This window comes from Nostoc linckia z4, from assembly GCF_002608075.1.
GTDB lineage: Bacteria > Cyanobacteriota > Cyanobacteriia > Cyanobacteriales > Nostocaceae > Nostoc > Nostoc linckia.
Genome location: NZ_LAHA01000002.1, coordinates 101,855 through 121,519, shown reverse-complemented (window position 1 = coordinate 121,519; position 19,665 = coordinate 101,855). Strand labels below are relative to the sequence as shown.

At 42.8% G+C, this 19,665-nt stretch carries 12 protein-coding genes and 1 pseudogene; 10 read left to right on the top strand and 3 right to left on the bottom strand.

Features of this window, described 5'->3' with window-relative positions:
- Positions 1-23 precede the first annotated feature (23 nt).
- Positions 24-302, bottom strand: coding sequence for a hypothetical protein (locus VF06_RS41925; RefSeq protein WP_143863005.1), 279 nt, complete (start codon positions 300-302; stop codon positions 24-26).
- Here VF06_RS41925 and VF06_RS02825 point away from each other — a divergent pair.
- The 10 genes and pseudogenes from VF06_RS02825 to VF06_RS02780 form a co-directional block, all read left to right on the top strand.
- Positions 276-1,061 (top strand): TatD family hydrolase, encoded by a 786-nt coding sequence (locus tag VF06_RS02825; protein ID WP_099067209.1) that lies wholly within the window; start codon positions 276-278, stop codon positions 1,059-1,061. The genes VF06_RS41925 and VF06_RS02825 overlap by 27 nt on opposite strands.
- A 757-nt stretch (positions 1,062-1,818) precedes the next feature.
- Positions 1,819-5,118, top strand: a complete 3,300-nt coding sequence (gene rpoB, locus VF06_RS02815; protein ID WP_099067207.1) for a DNA-directed RNA polymerase subunit beta — start codon at positions 1,819-1,821, stop codon at positions 5,116-5,118.
- A 152-nt stretch (positions 5,119-5,270) separates the two neighbouring features.
- Positions 5,271-7,148, top strand: coding sequence for a DNA-directed RNA polymerase subunit gamma (locus tag VF06_RS02810; RefSeq protein ID WP_099067222.1), 1,878 nt, complete (start codon positions 5,271-5,273; stop codon positions 7,146-7,148).
- 128 nt (positions 7,149-7,276) lie between these two features.
- Positions 7,277-11,344: a DNA-directed RNA polymerase subunit beta'' gene (locus VF06_RS02805; RefSeq protein WP_099067206.1), complete on the top strand. Its 4,068-nt coding sequence runs from the start codon at positions 7,277-7,279 to the stop codon at positions 11,342-11,344.
- 206 nt (positions 11,345-11,550) lie between these two features.
- Positions 11,551-11,763: a hypothetical protein gene (locus tag VF06_RS38875; protein WP_099076639.1), complete on the top strand. Its 213-nt coding sequence runs from the start codon at positions 11,551-11,553 to the stop codon at positions 11,761-11,763.
- A 62-nt stretch (positions 11,764-11,825) separates the two neighbouring features.
- Entirely contained in the window at positions 11,826-14,300 is a 2,475-nt protein-coding gene (locus tag VF06_RS02800) for a hypothetical protein (protein WP_099067205.1), read from the top strand.
- A 232-nt stretch (positions 14,301-14,532) separates the two neighbouring features.
- Entirely contained in the window at positions 14,533-14,853 is a 321-nt protein-coding gene (locus VF06_RS02795) for a hypothetical protein (RefSeq protein ID WP_099067204.1), read from the top strand.
- Between the two features lie 122 nt (positions 14,854-14,975).
- Complete coding sequence (locus tag VF06_RS02790) at positions 14,976-15,521, top strand: GIY-YIG nuclease family protein (RefSeq protein ID WP_099067203.1); 546 nt, start codon at positions 14,976-14,978, stop codon at positions 15,519-15,521.
- Between the two features lie 47 nt (positions 15,522-15,568).
- Positions 15,569-17,038: a protein kinase domain-containing protein gene (locus VF06_RS02785; protein WP_099067202.1), complete on the top strand. Its 1,470-nt coding sequence runs from the start codon at positions 15,569-15,571 to the stop codon at positions 17,036-17,038.
- A 147-nt stretch (positions 17,039-17,185) separates the two neighbouring features.
- Positions 17,186-17,617 (top strand): annotated as a pseudogene (locus VF06_RS02780) (DUF4351 domain-containing protein); the annotation flags it as partial.
- A gap of 128 nt (positions 17,618-17,745) precedes the next feature.
- Here VF06_RS02780 and VF06_RS02775 read toward each other — a convergent pair.
- Together VF06_RS02775 and VF06_RS02770 are read right to left on the bottom strand one after the other, a co-directional pair.
- Positions 17,746-18,621, bottom strand: a complete 876-nt coding sequence (locus VF06_RS02775; RefSeq protein ID WP_099067201.1) for an MBL fold metallo-hydrolase — start codon at positions 18,619-18,621, stop codon at positions 17,746-17,748.
- A gap of 214 nt (positions 18,622-18,835) precedes the next feature.
- Complete coding sequence (locus tag VF06_RS02770; protein WP_180267243.1) at positions 18,836-19,597, bottom strand: 3'-5' exonuclease; 762 nt, start codon at positions 19,595-19,597, stop codon at positions 18,836-18,838.
- Positions 19,598-19,665: the final 68 nt, after the last annotated feature.

The following is a 19,665-nucleotide window of genomic DNA, read 5'->3' as shown; positions in this document are numbered from 1 at the left end:
CATTTGTCCTTGGTCATTGGTCATTAGTCATTAGCAAAGGACAAAGCGCCAAGTCGAGCCACTGCGTTACTGTCGCCTTGCGTCGGAAAGCAAGTGGCATTGAGCCAAGGCTTCCTTGGATCGGAACTTTGTAAAAGAGGACAACTGACAAATGACAACCGACAAAGCGCCAAGTCGAGCCACTGCGTTACTGTCGCCTTGCGTCGGAAAGCAAGTGGCGTTGAGCCAAGGCTTCTTTGGATGGGAACTTTGTAAGAGAAGACAAAGGACAAACGATGCAATTGATAGACACGCACGTCCATCTCAACTTTGAGAATTTTCAGCCAGATTTAGCAGCAGTGCGATCGCGGTGGCAGCAAGCAGGTGTAGTACGTTTAGTTCATTCCTGCGTTCACCCGGAGGAGTTTTCCAGCATTCAGTCCTTAGCGCGTCAGTTTCCAGAAATCAGCTTTGCTGTGGGATTGCATCCTTTGGATGCGGATCGATGGAATAGCGACACAGCTGAGAAAATCAGATATTTGGCGAGATCGGACTCCAACGTGGTGGCAATTGGAGAAATGGGACTGGATTTTTACAAAGCTGATAACTATCAGCAACAGTACATGGTGTTTGAATCGCAATTAGCGATCGCATCTGAACTCGATTTACCAGTAATTATCCATTGCCGCGATGCTGCATCCGTTACCAGAGAAATATTGCAAAAATGGCGATCGCTAAAGGGAGAAACAGTACGTGGTGTTATGCATTGTTGGGGAGGAACGCCAGAACAAACCCAATGGTTTCTCGACTTGGGCTTTTACATCAGCTTTAGCGGAACAGTAACGTTCAAAAATGCTAAAGATATTCAATCCTCAGCGGCGATGGTAAGTAGCGATCGGTTATTGATCGAAACAGATTGCCCTTTTTTGGCTCCGGTTCCCAAACGTGGCGAAAAACGTAACGAGCCTGCTTACGTTCGTTATGTTGCAGAGCAAGTGGCAAAACTGCGTCAGGAATCTGTGGAAGCCATCGCCCAAGCTACTACCCAAAATGCCTGCAAATTATTCGGTTTGTCATTATAAAGTGTTCTTTAGTCTATTTTATCCAGTTGCTTACAAACAAATAAAACTCTAGGAGGACAAAAATATGCTAAGATCATTCCCTCCAAAACATTTTGCTTGCGCCATAATGATAAAGGAAGGAACGTAAAACTTCTAAGTTTAATTTACCGTGCTGTTATTAGGCTTGGCCATCCTCCACAAATCTCTACAAGGGGATGCTCTCGACACATGACTGACCGTGACAACTCAGGTTGAGCCATAATTATGCACAATATCGGCTTAGTGTGTATTTAATCTATACAAAATCCTTAAATGAAATTGTCTTGTGATTACAATCCAGCAAAATAAAGTGATTCTGATTCAAAGCCGAGAAAATGCGGATAGTTTCCTCAAACTCAAGATATCTAGGATATCACTGAGAGTTAAATAGCGGTGTGGATTTGACACACACCGTGTAGAGCTGCGTCAGCAAATTAACGCGCTTTTTGGAGGGGAAGTGAGGAAAGTAGATCGAATTCAGGAATATTTTAATTGGGGATTGGGGACTAGGCAAAAGTTTTCCTACACCTATTTGTCTGTTCTCCACTCACCATTAGAAGCGATTACCCCTTTGGTAAAATCCTTGATTCCAGCTTTGGTCGCTGTGTTGGCTCCCACTTGTAAATAGATAGGTGTATAAAGAAAAGTTCCCAAACAGCTAGGACACTGGCTAGTAGTGGGAAGGATTAAACAGCAAGTGTCCAAGGGAAAATTTAACCAGGTTGACAAAGGTAGAGGCATGACTAAAGAAACATATATGGAACCCGCCTTTCTATTGCCCGACTTGATTGAAATCCAGCGCTCAAGCTTCCGCTGGTTTTTGGAAGAAGGTCTGATAGAAGAACTGAACTCCTTTAGTCCGATCACAGATTACACGGGCAAACTGGAACTACATTTTTTGGGTCAAAACTACAAACTCAAAGAGCCAAAGTACAGCGTTGAAGAAGCTAAACGGCGGGATAGTACTTATGCAGTTCAAATGTATGTTCCCACACGCTTGATAAATAAGGAAACCGGGGAAATCAAAGAGCAAGAGGTATTCATTGGAGACTTGCCTTTGATGACCGATCGCGGCACCTTTATTATCAACGGAGCCGAGCGGGTGATTGTCAACCAGATAGTGCGATCGCCAGGAGTTTACTACAAATCAGAAATCGATAAAAACGGGCGACGTACTTATTCTGCTAGCTTAATTCCCAACCGGGGAGCGTGGCTGAAATTTGAAACAGACCGTAACGATCTCGTGTGGGTACGCATCGACAAAACCCGCAAACTCTCAGCCCAAGTACTCTTAAAAGCTTTAGGCTTATCAGATAACGAAATCTTTGACGCCTTACGCCACCCGGAATATTTCCAGAAAACCATCGAAAAAGAAGGGCAATTTTCAGAAGAAGAAGCCTTGATGGAGTTATATCGCAAGCTGCGTCCCGGTGAACCACCCACAGTATTAGGCGGACAACAGCTTTTAGACTCCCGTTTCTTTGACCCAAAACGTTATGACTTGGGACGAGTTGGTCGTTATAAGCTGAACAAAAAATTGCGCCTTTCTGTCCCCGACACCATGCGCGTGCTGACCTCCAGCGATATTTTAGCAGCGGTGGATTACCTAATAAATCTAGAGTATGACATCGGCAACATCGATGACATCGACCACTTAGGTAACCGTCGCGTCAGAAGCGTAGGCGAATTGCTGCAAAACCAAGTACGGGTAGGCTTAAATCGCCTAGAGAGAATCATTCGGGAACGGATGACCGTATCTGATGCTGAAGTGTTAACTCCTGCTTCCTTGGTAAACCCCAAACCACTGGTAGCAGCAATTAAAGAATTCTTTGGTTCTAGCCAATTAAGTCAGTTCATGGATCAAACCAATCCCTTAGCAGAACTGACTCACAAACGCCGCTTGAGCGCCCTCGGCCCTGGTGGTCTAACTCGCGAACGTGCTGGGTTTGCCGTGCGAGATATCCATCCTAGCCACTACGGACGTATTTGCCCCATTGAAACACCAGAAGGCCCCAACGCTGGCTTGATTGGCTCCTTGGCCACCCATGCACGGGTGAACCAATACGGTTTCTTGGAAACGCCATTTAGACCAGTGGAAAATGCACGGGTCAGATTTGACTTGCCACCAGTCTACATGACAGCCGATGAAGAAGACGACCTGCGGGTTGCTCCTGGAGATATTCCCGTAGATGAAAATGGGCACATTATCGGGCCGCAAGTACCAGTACGCTATCGTCAGGAATTCTCCACCACAACGCCAGAGCAAGTGGACTATGTAGCGGTGTCTCCAGTCCAGATTGTGTCTGTAGCTACCAGTATGATTCCCTTCTTGGAGCATGATGACGCCAACCGAGCGCTGATGGGGTCGAACATGCAACGGCAAGCAGTACCCCTGCTAAAGCCGGAGCGGCCGTTGGTGGGCACAGGTTTGGAAGCCCAAGGTGCAAGAGACTCCGGGATGGTGGTTGTATCGCGTACCGATGGCGATGTCACTTATGTAGATGCGACAGAAATTCGGGTGCGTCCCAAACCCAACACCACAGAAATTAGATATCCACTTTCTAAATACCAACGCTCAAACCAAGATACTTGTTTGAACCAAAAGCCCTTGGTTCGCATTGGCGAAAAAGTGGTAGCAGGTCAAGTACTAGCTGACGGCTCCTCCACCGAAGGCGGAGAATTGGCGCTGGGGCAAAATATCGTCGTTGCTTACATGCCTTGGGAAGGCTACAACTACGAAGACGCAATTTTAATTTCTGAGCGACTGGTACAGGATGATATTTACACCTCAATTCACATTGAAAAATATGAAATTGAGGCTAGACAGACGAAACTGGGGCCAGAAGAAATCACCAGAGAAATTCCCAACGTTGGGGAAGACGCCTTGCGTCAGTTAGACGAACAAGGGATCATCCGCATTGGGGCATGGGTAGAAGCTGGGGACATCTTGGTGGGCAAAGTCACACCAAAAGGTGAATCCGACCAACCACCAGAAGAAAAACTATTGCGGGCAATTTTCGGTGAAAAAGCGCGGGATGTACGAGACAATTCCCTGCGAGTACCCAATGGTGAAAAAGGGCGCGTAGTTGACGTGCGCTTGTTTACCCGCGAACAAGGCGATGAATTGCCACCAGGAGCCAATATGGTAGTCCGGGTGTATGTCGCCCAAAAACGCAAAATCCAAGTCGGCGACAAAATGGCAGGACGCCACGGTAATAAAGGGATTATTTCTCGAATTTTGCCAGCGGAAGATATGCCTTATTTGCCCGATGGTTCGCCAGTGGACATCGTACTTAACCCCTTGGGTGTACCCAGCCGGATGAACGTCGGCCAAGTATTTGAGTGCCTCTTGGGTTGGGCTGGTCATACCTTGGGAGTGCGATTTAAGATTACTCCCTTTGATGAAATGTATGGTGAAGAATCATCCCGGAGAATCGTGCATGGCAAATTGCAAGAAGCACGGGATGAAACAAGCAAAGACTGGGTATATAACCCAGATGACCCAGGTAAAATCATGCTGTTTGATGGGCGTACAGGCGAAGCATTTGACAGACCAATCACCGTTGGTGTGGCTTACATGCTGAAACTGGTGCATTTGGTAGATGATAAGATCCACGCCCGTTCCACAGGCCCGTACTCACTGGTGACCCAGCAACCATTGGGTGGTAAAGCCCAGCAGGGTGGTCAGCGGTTTGGGGAAATGGAAGTGTGGGCATTGGAAGCCTTCGGTGCGGCTTACACCTTACAGGAATTGCTGACAGTGAAATCTGACGATATGCAAGGACGGAATGAAGCGTTAAATGCGATCGTTAAAGGTAAGGCAATTCCTCGACCGGGAACACCAGAATCCTTTAAGGTGCTAATGCGCGAATTACAATCCTTGGGCTTAGACATTGCCGTACACAAGGTAGAAACCCAAGCAGACGGTAGTTCTTTAGATGTGGAAGTCGATTTAATGGCAGACCAATCAGCTCGCCGTACACCTCCCAGACCCACCTACGAATCTCTTTCCCGCGAATCGCTGGAAGACGATGAATAGAAACTAGGGAATGGGGTATGGGGCATAGGGCATAGGGCATAGGAAATGGGGAATACAAAATCACCAATGCCCAATGCTCAATGCCCAATGCCCAAGACTTAAAGTTCCAAAAACTAAATATACTCATAACTCAAAACTCAGCACTTAAAGGTATGAGACCAGCCCAAACTAATCAGTTTGATTACGTAAAAATCGGCTTAGCATCACCAGAACGTATTCGCCAGTGGGGCGAGAGAACTTTGCCCAATGGCCAGGTTGTTGGTGAAGTCACCAAGCCAGAAACGATTAATTACCGGACTCTCAAGCCAGAAATGGATGGCTTATTCTGCGAGCGCATCTTTGGCCCTGCAAAAGATTGGGAATGTCATTGCGGCAAGTATAAAAGAGTCCGTCACAGAGGTATTGTTTGCGAGCGCTGTGGTGTAGAAGTTACCGAATCACGGGTGCGTCGTCACCGGATGGGCTATATCAAACTCGCTGCACCAGTAGCTCACGTATGGTATCTCAAAGGCATTCCTAGTTATATTTCCATCCTGCTGGATATGCCCTTGCGGGATGTGGAACAAATTGTCTATTTCAACTCTTATGTTGTCTTAAGTCCAGGCAATGCCGAAACTTTAAGTTACAAACAGCTACTAAGTGAAGACCAGTGGCTGGAAATTGAAGACCAAATTTATAGTGAAGATTCTCAGCTACAGGGCGTGGAAGTGGGCATTGGTGCCGAAGCACTGCTGCGCTTGCTTGCGGATATCAATTTAGAGCAAGAAGCTGAAAGCCTGCGGGAAGAAATTGGTAATGCTAAGGGACAAAAGCGAGCCAAGTTAATTAAACGATTGCGGGTAATTGACAACTTCATTGCTACTGGTTCTAAACCAGAATGGATGGTGATGGCAGTTATTCCCGTGATTCCCCCCGATTTGCGCCCAATGGTGCAGCTAGATGGCGGACGGTTTGCCACTAGCGATTTGAATGACTTGTATAGGCGGGTAATTAACCGCAATAATCGTTTGGCACGCTTGCAAGAAATTTTAGCGCCAGAGATTATTGTGCGGAACGAAAAGCGGATGCTGCAAGAAGCGGTGGATGCTTTAATTGACAATGGTCGCCGCGGACGGACTGTGGTGGGGGCAAATAACCGACCCTTGAAATCCTTGTCCGACATTATTGAAGGTAAGCAAGGACGTTTCAGACAAAACTTGTTAGGTAAACGAGTAGACTACTCTGGACGTTCGGTAATTGTGGTGGGGCCAAAACTGAAAATTCACCAGTGCGGTTTGCCCAGAGAAATGGCAATTGAGCTATTTCAACCATTTGTGATTAACCGCCTTATTCGCAGTGGCATGGTAAATAACATTAAGGCTGCGAAAAAGCTGATATCACGTAATGACCCCAGTGTTTGGGATGTACTGGAAGAAGTAATTGAAGGACACCCAGTGCTACTGAACCGGGCACCGACGTTGCACCGCTTGGGTATTCAGTCTTTTGAACCGATTTTAGTGGAAGGGAGAGCAATTCAACTGCATCCTTTAGTGTGTCCGGCATTTAACGCCGACTTTGATGGCGACCAAATGGCGGTACACGTACCCCTGTCTTTAGAAAGTCAGGCTGAGGCGCGTTTGTTGATGTTGGCTTCTAACAATATTTTGTCACCAGCCACAGGTAAACCTATTATCACGCCTAGCCAAGACATGGTATTGGGAGCATATTACTTAACAGCAGAAAATCCTGGTGCTACCAAAGGCGCAGGCAAGTACTTTGCTTCCTTAGATGACGTGATTATGGCCTTCCAGCAAGAGGAAATTGACTTGCACGCCTATATCTACGTGCGGTTTGACGGGGAAATGGAATCAGACCAACCCGATACAGAACCTCTTGAGGTACAAGAACACGAAGATGGCAGCCGGACATTAAAGTATAAGTTCCGCCGAGTCAGAGAAGACTCTAAGGGAAATCTCGTTTCACAGTATATACGTACAACACCTGGTCGGGTTATTTACAATAAAGCGATTCAGGAAGCGCTAGCAAGTTAGTGATGAGTGATGAGTTAGGAGTTATGAGTTAGGAGTTATGAGTTAAGAGTTATTATTCCTAACTCCTCACTTTTAACTCCTCACTTTTAACTGCTAACTCCTAACTATTAATTCAGGACTAATGACTAATGACTGAAAAAATGATTTTTCGCAATCGGGTGGTAGATAAAGGTCAACTGAGAAATTTGATTTCTTGGGCCTTTACACATTATGGTACGGCGCGAACCGCAGTCATGGCAGACAAATTGAAAGATTTGGGTTTTCGCTACGCCACTAGAGCAGGGGTTTCCATTAGTGTAGACGACCTGATGGTACCACCAACTAAGCGATCGCTCCTAGAAGCAGCTGAAGAAGAAATTCGCGCCACCGAAGCCCGTTACCAACGAGGTGAAATCACTGAAGTAGAACGCTTCCAAAAGGTAATTGATACTTGGAACGGTACCAGTGAAGCCTTAAAAGATGAAGTAGTTGTCCACTTCAAAAAGACTAACCCCCTCAACTCGGTCTACATGATGGCATTCTCCGGGGCGCGGGGTAACATCTCCCAAGTCCGGCAATTGGTGGGAATGCGGGGACTGATGGCAGATCCCCAAGGGGAAATTATCGACTTGCCCATCAAAACCAACTTCCGCGAAGGGTTGACGGTGACGGAATACATTATTTCGTCTTATGGTGCGAGAAAAGGATTGGTAGATACCGCCTTACGGACGGCTGACTCTGGTTATCTCACCCGACGTTTAGTAGACGTATCCCAGGATGTGATTATTCGGGAATTTGACTGCGGCACCACTAGAGGTATTCCCATTCGGCCAATGACAGAAGGTGCCAAAACTTTAATTCCTCTGGCAAATCGCTTAATGGGACGGGTAATTGGCGAAGACGTGGTGCATCCAGTCACAAAAGAAGTGATTGCACCACGCAACACCCCAATTTCTGACGACTTGGCCAAGGAAATAGGCAGGTCTGGGGTGGGAGAGGTTGTAGTGCGGAGTCCCCTAACTTGTGAAGCTGCACGTTCTGTGTGTCAACATTGTTATGGCTGGAGTTTAGCCCACGCCAAGATGGTGGACTTGGGCGAAGCTGTGGGGATTATTGCCGCCCAAAGTATCGGCGAACCAGGCACCCAGCTAACCATGCGGACATTCCACACAGGTGGTGTGTTTACCGGGGAAGTGGCACAACAAGTCCGTTCTAAAATTGATGGGACTGTGAAAATTCCCCGCAAATTGCGGACAAGACAATACCGTACCCGCCACGGTGAAGATGCCTTGTATGTTGAGGCCAATGGCGTCATAATTTTGGAACCGAAAAAAGAAGGCGATGCTACCCCAGCTAACCAAGAGGTGCAGCTCACTCAAGGTTCTACATTATATGTATTTGATGGCAATCAAGTAAAACAAGGCCAGTTGTTGGCAGAAGTCGCCCTTGGTGGACGTACAACTCGGACTAATACTGAAAAAGCTGTTAAAGATGTAGCATCTGACTTGGCAGGGGAAGTGCAATTTGCCGAAGTTGTTCCAGAACAAAAAACCGACCGCCAAGGCAACACCACAACCACAGCCGCACGGGGTGGTTTGATTTGGATTTTGTCGGGTGAAGTTTACAACTTGCCGCCTGGTGCCGAATTGGTAGTAAAAAATGGTGATGCGATCGCTTCTAATGGAGTATTAGCAGAAACCAAATTAACTACTCTCCACGGTGGTGTGGTGCGTTTGCCCGAAGCTACCCCAGGTAAGAGTACCAGGGAAATTGAGATTATCACTGCTTCTGTGGTCTTAGACCAAGCAACGGTAACAGTCCAAAGTTCCCAAGGCCGCAATAACTACTTAGTTTCCACTGGCAACAACCAAGTATTTAACCTCCGCGCCACACCAGGCACAAAAGTGCAAAATGGTCAAGTGGTAGCTGAGTTAATTGACGACCGCTATCGCACAACCACTGGTGGATTTTTGAAATTCGCAGGGGTGGAAGTCCAGAAAAAAGGCAAAGCCAAACTGGGTTACGAAGTTGTCCAAGGCGGTACGCTGTTGTGGATTCCGGAAGAAACCCACGAAGTTAATAAAGATATCTCCTTGTTGTTAGTAGAAGACGGTCAGTTTGTGGAAGCTGGCACCGAAGTTGTGAAGGATATCTTCTGCCAAAACAGTGGTGTCATTGAAGTTACCCAGAAAAACGACATCCTACGGGAAGTAGTCGTCAAGCCAGGGGAACTACTGATGGTGGACGATCCTGAAGCAGTTATGGGACGAGATAACACCTTCGTCCAACCAGGCGAGGAGTTTCAAGGCACTGTCGCCACGGAATTACGCTATATCCAGTATGTGGAGACACCAGAAGGCCCAGCGCTGTTAAGTCGTCCAGTTGTGGAGTTCGCCGTACCCAACAATCCCGATGTACCATCAACCACATCCGTAAGTCAACAAACTGGGCGTTCTATTCAGTTACGCGCAGTACAGCGGCTACCTTATAAGGATTCCGAAAGAGTGAAATCCGTAGAAGGTGTGGAACTGCTGCGAACCCAGCTAGTGCTGGAAATCGAACAAGAAGGCGAACAACAAGACCACAACGCCTCCCCCCTAGCAGCAGATATTGAATTGGTACAGGATACGGAAGATCCAGAAGTTCAACGCTTGCAACTGGTGATTTTGGAATCCTTGGTAATTCGTCGAGACATTACTGCTGATGCCACCCAAGGTAGCACCCAGACAACACTAGAAGTCCAAGATGGACTAACCATCGCCCCTGGTTCTGTAGTCGCACGCACTCAAATCTTGTCTAAAGAAGGGGGCATAGTGCGCGGCGTGCAAAAAGGAACGGAAAATGTTCGTCGCTGTTTGGTGTTGCGGGAAACTGATTTGATTACCGTAAATACCAGCACTCAGCCGAAAGTGAAGATGGGTGACTTACTCGTAGCAGGTACAGAAGTTGCCACTGGAATTTTTACTGAAGAATCGGGGCAAGTCACGAATGTTAAAAAGTTAGGAGTTAAGAGCGAAGAGTTAGGAGTTAATTCTGAAACTGCTAACTCCTCACTCCAAACTCAAAACTACGCTATTACTATCCGCCTTGGTCGTCCCTACCGAGTCAGCCCTGGTGCTGTCTTACAAATAGAAGACGGTGATTTGGTGCAACGGGGTGATAACTTGGTGTTGTTGGTATTTGAACGTGCCAAAACCGGAGACATTATTCAAGGTTTGCCCCGGATTGAAGAATTGCTCGAAGCTCGTAAACCTAAAGAGGCATGTATTTTAGCACGGCGGGCGGGAGAAGTCAAGGTAGTTTACGGTGATGGTGATGAAGCGATCGCCATTAAGGTCGTAGAATCTAATGGTGTGGTCACAGATTATCCTCTGGGGCCTGGACAAAACTTAATTGTCCCAGATGGCTCTCACATCTCAGCCGGACAACCGTTGACTGATGGGCCATCTAACCCCCATGAAATTTTGGAAATCTTCTTTAGCTTGGGTTCCGAAGACGGGGTTTATGCTTGTGCTAGCCATGCTTTGCAGAAAGTCCAAACATTCTTGGTGAACGAAGTGCAAATGGTGTATCAGTCTCAAGGGATTGATATTTCCGACAAGCACATTGAAGTAATTGTGCGTCAGATGACCAACAAAGTCAGGATTGATGATGGTGGTGACACTACAATGCTTCCCGGCGAATTGGTGGAACTGCGCCAAGTTGAGCAGGTGAACGAAGCAATGGCAATCACAGGCGGTGCTAGGGCACAGTATACCCCAGTACTATTAGGGATTACCAAAGCATCGTTGAACACTGACAGCTTTATTTCTGCTGCATCCTTCCAAGAAACGACACGGGTACTTACCGAAGCAGCCATTGAAGGTAAATCTGACTGGCTGCGGGGATTAAAGGAAAACGTGATTATCGGGCGATTGATTCCGGCTGGTACTGGCTACAATACCTATGAAGAAACCAGTGCCATCGATGATTATGCTACTGATATCAGCAGTAGTGTTTTAGATGAAGTTGATGACCCCCTTGATATGGTCTTAGATGACCGCACAGCTCGTACCTATAATTTAGATGCTCCGACTTTGGGAGAGCCTAGTTATGGTAGCCGACGTGCAGAAAGGTCAATTTTAGATGACGACGATGACTTAATCGCCGATGAAGTTGCAGACGAAGAATATTACGAAGACGACGACGAAGACGAAGACGATTTGGACGACGAATAAAACTCAAATCTAAATGATAAAAAGGCAAAGGAAGATTTTCTTTTGCCTTTTTTATTTGCTCTCAATAAATAGACTAATATCAATTCAAAATTCACGCATTAAGAAAACCACACATCATAAGAGTTTGAGCATGTATATTTGTCCCATTCTTTTTTCAAATTGTTATTCATCACATAAAATTGAAGTATCCAATAAGACAGAAAGTAATGAGTAATCTAAGAAGTGATTTGAATGCTTTAACTGACGAGTTACGTAATCGTCGCAGAGGTTATGATGGTTCTCGCGACCAGGGTGGGGTTAGTTATAGCGAGAATAACCACAACGACCACAGTCACGATGAACACGACCATGACGACCACGACGATGACCATCATGATATTTGTGATGACGATGACGGCAATGGAAATTGCGATGATTAGAGAGTTTTAGACAAACAATTTTCTACCTGATAGCAATTTTGTGACTCTCTAAAGATAATTGTATGATGTTACCCCATATTTTAGCGATCGCCACCAACCACGTAACTCCTTTAATTGTGGGGGTAGCACAACGGCTAGTAGCTGTTTTCTTGAGTGACGAGTTGAGGGAGAAACGTAAGAAGCCCAAAATTTCAGACTCACCAAGCAATAGTACAAATACAAATGTCAACGAGTCTCTTTTAAAGGTACTTGGAGAGCAGCAGCAGCGCATAGCAGATCTCAAAGCACAGGAGTTAGACATTCAAGAAACTGCTCTAAACATTCAAAAGGCAATTGCTATTGATAATTCTGAGTATAGAGAAAAACTGCTAGCACTAGAGCATAAAAAGCTGCGGCTTCAGGAATCAATGGCGAGGGTAGACCGAGATTTTCAGGCTAAACAAAGTGCTTTATACCGAGAATTACTGCAAAAACACAAAGAGCAGGAAATCGCTATCCAACTCACTAATCTTCAGGGTTACTGGGATCGAGAGAAGCTACCAACTATTCTAAGTCGCGCCGAGTTAAAAAGTATTTTGGTTGATGGACAGCAGCAACTTCGCCTGTTGATGTTGCTTTCTAAGCCAGAAGTAAGTGAAGCTTGTCCTGCTTTTTTAAAAGAAGAATTGGGGATGGAAGTTGAAAACGAACTTAAACAGTTCATGCAGCAACGTTATCCTGATACTAGTAAAAAGTCTCCAGTTAGGTTTTACAGTAGATTCTTCAGTCAAGCTGTGTTTGATTTAGAAATTGAGCAGCTAAGAAACATCTTGGCTCCAGTTCCCACAGCAATTATTTATAGTAACGTTACTAGTCGTAAAGTTTTTTTTCATATCAGTTTTCTAGGTTTGAGCGGACACTCTACCCTCAATATTACAGAGTCTTTAGATTGGCGATCGCTCTCTCAACAATTAAAAGCTGAAAACCCCGAAATTAGTGATGAAACAATTCTTTGTGAAATTTGTGATTTAATTGTTGTTTTAAATAAATTGCTGGCAGCATTTCTGGCAGATTTATATTACTTGATTGAAGTAGACCCTTATTATGAACCCCAGCTATTTCAAATGGATTTGGGATTGCCATTAGAAGCAGCCACATCCTTTATTCAACCCTATCTAGACCTCCTCAAGGAGATACAACAGCAGCAGCTTCAAGTGCATGAAAGGGAAATTAAAATGCTTCAACAAGCTCAGGTTTGGAAGTGTGTAAATACTTTTACTGGATTTTCTGATTCTTTATACTCAATTGAAATTAGCCCTGATGGACAAACCTTACTTGGCATAAGCCAATCTTATGAAATTGAAGTACCCAAAAAAGAAAAATATTACTACTACAATTCATTTACTAAACCTGATTATCAAAACCATACTATTGGTGGTGTAACTAAAATTTGGAATTTAAATAATGAAAAATTAATTCGTGCTTTTACTTATAATTTTGATGGATTTAGTCCCGATGGAAAACTACTTTTGAAACTGGATAAATATAGTAAAATTACTATTTTTAACCCTGTAAATGGAAAATCATTGTATCAACTATCAGAAAATTTTCATGCCTTTAGCATTGACGGAACGCTGCTGATTACTGATTCATACAATACAATTAAAATTTATAATTCTCAAACAGGAAACTTGCTATTCAATCCTTCTGAAAGAATAGCTAATGATTATCGTAAAGAGAAGCCTATTAACATTAGTCTGAATAGTAAATTGCTTGCTGCTGGTTGTGAAGACAAAAAAATTAGAATTTGGGATATATTCACTGGTGAATTACTTTTTACTCTTCCCGAACATTCATCCTCTATTCACTGTGTAACCTTTAGTCCTGATTATGAATTACTTGCTAGTAGCGACGATAATAGTATCCATATTTGGAATTTTAAGCTACAGAAGCTTGTGCATTCAATTTCTCAAGAAGATGTTTTTGGACTTACTTTTAATCCAGATGGACAGATACTCGTGAGTTCATATCGTTATAGAAACTCTCTGTGTTTGTGGAGTTCTCATACTGGAGAAAACCTCAAATCATTATCGTTTGATGCAAAAATGATTTTTGAAAAACGTCGATTTAATTATTTTGATATGAGTTCATTAATGGATAGAGGTACACCTGACACGAATTATTATATGAAACCCTCCACTATCACCTTTAATGATAATATAGTTCTTTGTAAAGATACAGATAACGTGCTTCACGTATGGAATATTGAGACAGGAGAAAAGCTTCCATCCTGTTCAAAAGATTCAATTCTAATTCCTGATAAACACACCCTCTGTACAATCATTGAAGATGAGACTACAGGTATTTGGGATTTGCAAATTCGGAATCGAGAAACAGGGAAACTGCTTCAAACACTCCCTGGCCACTCAGGTGGAATTGAGCAGGTTGTCTTTAGCAATGATGGTCAAACAATGGTAAGTCTTGGTGGAGATTTGACTCTAAAAGTCTGGAAATGCGAACCAGAAGAACTGCTAGAGGAAGATAGCAATAGAGATTAGTACGAAGATAATCTCCATCGGAATAATAGCCTCTTACACTTCATGATTCTTAATCATGTCAGCTTACTTTTGAGTACCATAATCCAATAGGCTAATCTTAAAGTGACGATTTTCACAAAGCTCAACTACTGAAAAAGGTAGGCTTTGTTTCTCAGTATTTGGGTATAAGCATGTACAAAATGTTGCCAAATTTATGTCATCACTGAGTTGTTAATTAATATCTATAGATAAAATGCCTCTAAAAATAGTTGAAAACTTTGATGGGAGTTTCACTCTCGAACCACAAGCTAAAGAAAGTTTATTCAAATTATTAACTAGTGAAGCTTTTTTAAAGCAAATATGCCAGCAATTACAGTGTGAAAAAATTGAATTTACGGAGTTACTTTTCCAGCCTGTTCCTTATAGCTTAACTACTATTAAGGGAATGCCGGCAGAGTTTGAAAAATATCATGAATCTGATGAATATATCATCATTAATGTACCACCAAATTTCATGTTTAGTGCTAAGATTTTTAAACCCAGTCGCCTTTGTGCTATTTACCGTAAATTTTGAAGAATAATTTCACGCACAGACGCAGAGAACGCAGAGAGGAGATATAAGAGAGATTTTAGTTAAGTGATTTAGGATTACTCTAGAAATTTTGAAATAGAAAGGCAATAGCAAGTTTTTGATTTATGGCTACTGAAACAAATACTCCTGCTTTGGCAAGTTTGGAATACATTCCTTATATTGGCGATCGCGGCCAACTCCCCGAACAATTTCAAGGTAAAATTGGCGTGTATGCTATCTTTAACCGAGAAAAAACTTTACAATTTGTCGGATATTCCCGTGATGTTTATCTCAGCCTGAAGCAGCATTTGATACGTCAACCACAGCAATGTTATTGGGTGAAAGTTCAAACTATAGAACGTCCCAGTCGCACGGTTTTAGAAAATATTGAAAATGCTTGGATTGTTGAAAATGGTAGTGTGCCACTAGGAAATGGAGATTATAAGGAAAAATGGACTAACCCCATTGATGTCAAAAAATTAATGACATCTGAAGAACAGGCAAATTACCAAAATCCAGCCAATGATGAATTAGCAAAAATAAAAGTTATTAAAAATGTGGCGCGGCGAGTAGAAGCGGAAATCCTAAAAGAATTAGAAGCGCGTAGTTTGCAAGTAGAAATTCGCTTTAATCCTAAATTGAAAGAACAAGGGTTACTGGATTTGAAATGAAGGTAGTTTTGGGAAAACTATCTTATGAATATTGCTGGTAATCTTTTATGACAATACAGCTGCTCAACGATCGCTATCAAGTTATCCAGACATTGGGTGCTGGTGGGTTTGGCCAAACCTACCTCGCAGAAGACACTTATATGCCTTCAAAGCGCCGTTGTGTGGTCAAACAACTAAGACCAATTCACAACAACCCGCAAATTTATCAAATAGTGCAAGAGAGATTTCAACGGGAAGCAGCGATTTTAGAAGAACTCGGTGGTGCAAATGACCAGATTCCAGCGTTGTATGCTTACTTCTCTTCAGGTGGGGAATTTTATTTAGTTCAGGAGTGGGTTGAAGGTGATACTTTAACTGCAAAATTCCAAAAGCAAGGGCAATTTAGTGAAGCTGCTGCTTTAGAATTATTCATGAATATTTTACCTGTTTTGGATTACGTCCACTCGAAAAATATCGTTCACCGCGACATCAAACCCGATAACATCATCGTGCGTTATCGTGACGGAAAACCAGTGTTAATTGATTTTGGTGCTGTGCGGGAATCAATGGGAACAGTGGTAAATTCCCAAGGAAATCCTACCAGTTCCATTGTCATTGGTACACCAGGGTATATGCCTAGCGAACAAGCCGCAGGTAGACCAGTTTATTCGAGTGATTTATATAGTTTGGGAATGACGATAATTTATTTACTGACTGGTAGAGTAGCGCAACAATTAGAAACAGATTCTCAAACTGGTGAAATTATTTGGCGACAGTACGCCAGTCATATTAGCCCCATGATGGTAGGAATAATTGACAGAGCCATTGCTTATCATCCACGCGATCGCTATCCTACAGCTAGAGCAATGCTAGATGCTTTGCAGAGCATAGCAAATCCAATTTTGCCCACGCAACCCGTCTCAACTCAAGCAACTTTAGTATCTGCACCACCACCTCAAACAGTGCATGAAAAGCCACAGCCAATTCCTCAAAGTTCTCAAAATAATAGTCAGAATAATATCCTCATCGGTAGTTTAATTGCAGCTGGATTAATTGGTGCATCTGTAATTATTGGTCAAATGCTGACAAAACCTTCTCAACAAATAACAGACAAAACGATATCACCTTCACCAACACCATCAACTATCCCTAGTCCGGTGATAGAAACTCCAAAATTTACACCAACTCCATCTATTTCCACTCAACCTACACCTTCTTCAACTGAGTTAACAACGCCAAATGAGAACACCACTGTTAATACTTATTTTTGGCTTTCTCAAAGACCTGTCATCGATGCAGATTTAGATGGTAAAAGCGGTTTTGAATTAGATATTATGCGAAATTCGATATTTGCTAGCCACGGTCGCCGTTTTGATACGCCTGAATTACAAGCTTACTTTAATAACCAACCTTGGTATCGTCCCATATATTCACCAAAAGAATTTTCACCTAAATTGTTGTCAAAATTAGAGCAACAAAATGTAGACTATATCAGCAAATATCAAGACCGTTATGGCTTGAGATATTTTAAGAAATAAATTTCTGATGCGCTTGTAACTAGAGGCAGAATTTAGACAAAATAAGCTTGTCAAGCATTTTTTTAAAGCTACGATTTCCAAATTTCCCAGTTAAATTAGCAATAGTAAATATAGACTACTTAAAGCTAATTTGAGGTAGACTTTATGACTTTATGGTTAAGGCTTTTGGGTAGGGGAAGCATACAGTCACAAGCAATTATTGAGTTGGAAGCGTTACCATTAAATCATCCATACCAGAAAGCTACACTCGAATTAATCTATAACTTGCGCGAAAACTTGAGAGTCAATCAAGAATTAGAAGCAGATGATCGGGAGTTGATTATGCGATTAGAGCCACTTTATCAAAGAGATAGAGAACAAGCCAAACAAGAAGGAAGACAAGAAGGAAGACAAGAAGGAAGACAAGAAGGCGAACAAAACTTAATACTGCGTCTACTCAATCGTCGTTTTGATGAAATTGATGCTTCATTAATCGAGCGAGTTCAAGAATTATCTATTGAACAATTAGAGAATCTAGGAGAAGCATTGCTAGATTTTACTACTGTTGCTGATTTAGAAAATTGGTTCAACCAACAATAAAGATAAATTCTCATCAGTACATAAGTTAATTTATCACCGAATTTTAGATTTTAGATTTTGGATTGAAGATTCAAAATTTAAAATCTAAACTTGCCAAGTTTTATCCAACTTTAAGCTTACACTGACATCTACTTCAAAGATTCCATGAATTCAATACACTTTTGCATCTGTTGGCGCATGGTTTCTCTATCAGCATGAAACCTCCGTCCATGACCTGGTAGCACCCATTCAAAAGAGTAATTAGCCAAGTTACGCATTGATTTAGTTTGTTCTGGCCAAGAATACCAGCAGACATCGTGGAATGCAACTAGTTGCTGCAACCTTTCTGACCAAGCGAGATGGTCGCCAGTAAAGAGAAACTTGTTTTTATAGAGTAAAACAGTGTGTCCTTTGGTGTGGCCTGGAACTGAAATAATTAATAAATCCTCAGTCAAGGTAAACGGTTCAAAACCAGTTAACTGTATTTCCACATTGCGAGTACCCGCAGAAATTTCATCAGCGTGAAGGATGCGCTGACACTGAAAATGCTCGGCAAACTTTTGATGATCTGCGACATCATCCCTGTGAGTTAGATACATATAACGAATTCCACCCATCTCTTCTATACGCTTGACTAAAGGCGGCGTAAATCGAGGAGAATCCACCAAAATATTCCCTTCTGGAAGTTGAATTAAATAGCTAGCAGCACCGTAAGACTTTTCAGAATGATAGCCACAATGATAAATATTTTCTTCTACTAAAATTGGAAACTTTTCTTGAGCAACTTTGATATCTTTTGGTTTTTCAATTGTGCCAATAGAACTAGTAGGACAAGCTAAAAGTGCTTCTAGCGCTGCTAATGTTTGGGCTTCATTTGTTGGTTGATGATAAACTGCTGACTGTTCATCAATACGGGAAAACACTTCTGGAGTCATCCAGCGACAGGTATCACAATCAATACAAGTAGTATCTACATAAAAATCGCCGTTAACATTTTGGCTGCGACGCTGATTTAAATGAGCCATATTAAAACCTCGTGCTGGGAAGTGATAAACCCTATAGCACTACGCTAGCAAAATTGACTTGAGACTGTAGACTCCTGAAGGTTAGATATAGGCTATCTTAAAAAGGACAGCCTATCTTAACTTAAAGTTAAAAATTGATCGCACCTCTAGCCAAAGAGTGAGATAACATAGGTGCAATCGCTTTATTTCAGGAAATAAATGAACTTCGTCTAGATTACTGACAAAATTCAATTTGGTTTACCATAAAAGGAAGTTCTTTGGTATCATCGACAGCCATTTTTTTCACCCAACTCTTAAGGTTAGGAATCCATTTAAAACCTGCCTTTTTTGCAAGTTCCCTATTGTCATAGGTTACAAGAGCTTTAAAGTAAGCTTTCGGTCTTAACGCCATTTGAAACATGGCGTTCAGGTTCTCCATCCGATCAAAAAGATATGCGATCAATTGACAGTCTGTTAATGCCCTATGATTTCCAAAAATACCAATATCATGCGCTGCTGCTAATTCAATAAGAGATTGACCAGATCGGATTTGACGAGGCCATTCAAATTCAGTACAGGTACAAACCCAACGAAGTGGTTCATTTTTAGAGTTCAATAAAACAGGTAGCAGACTTTTTCCATTATTTGAAGAACCAAACCACTTCTGGTCAAACTCAGCATTGTGTGCCACAATAACTTGCGCCTTCTTTGCCATCTCAGTTATCATCCACACACTTTCAGCCACTTGTTCTTCTGTTATTTCCATTAACGGTGCTGGCTTAATCCGGTTTATATGTTCTGCCGGATTATTCTGTGCTGGGAGAAGAGCTGAATATTGTTTAATGGTGGTTTGATGTTTCACCGAATACAGAATAGCTCCTAGCTCTATAACCTGCCCTGTCTTAACGTCTAAGTCTGTGGTTTCTGTATCAAGGATTAGAACTTGATCAGGTGTAGGAAACTGGGCATTGGATGAAACGAAGGAATTTTGCGTCATAATAGGAGTACAAAATAAATAATTGAAAACATGCCTACCAAGTTGAAACCTTGGGGGCATTTTTTTGG